The 345-nt window shown below is 69.3% G+C and carries 1 protein-coding gene; it reads left to right on the forward strand.

Going from position 1 to position 345, the window contains the following annotated elements:
• A partial coding sequence (locus IEY93_RS39135) for a glycosyltransferase family 39 protein (RefSeq protein WP_229691811.1) occupies positions 1-345 on the forward strand: 345 nt, incomplete at both ends.

Raw genomic sequence — 345 nt, forward strand, 5'->3', positions numbered from 1 at the left:
CTTCTACGCCAAGGACGCGCTGTCCCTGATCAGATACGGGGTCGAGCGCTCCTTCCTCGGCGACGACAAGAACCCGATCGCCAACCAGCGGCTGATCGCCGGCCGTGAAGACCTGTGGGTGACCTGCAAGCCGGACAACCTCGACCCGTGCGCGCTGTACGTGGCGCACCCGCCGCTGGGCAAGTGGATGATCGGGGTGGGCGAGTGGCTGTTCGGGCCGAACCCGTTCGGGTGGCGGTTCGCGGCGGCGCTGGTCGGGGCGTTGTCGATCCTGATGCTGGCCCGGCTGGCCCGGCGGATGACCCGTTCGACGCTGCTGGGGTGCATGGCCGGGTTGCTGCTGGC

Origin of the sequence: Sphaerisporangium melleum (genome assembly GCF_014646695.1) — a bacterium.
GTDB classification, from domain to species: Bacteria; Actinomycetota; Actinomycetes; order Streptosporangiales; family Streptosporangiaceae; genus Sphaerisporangium; species Sphaerisporangium melleum.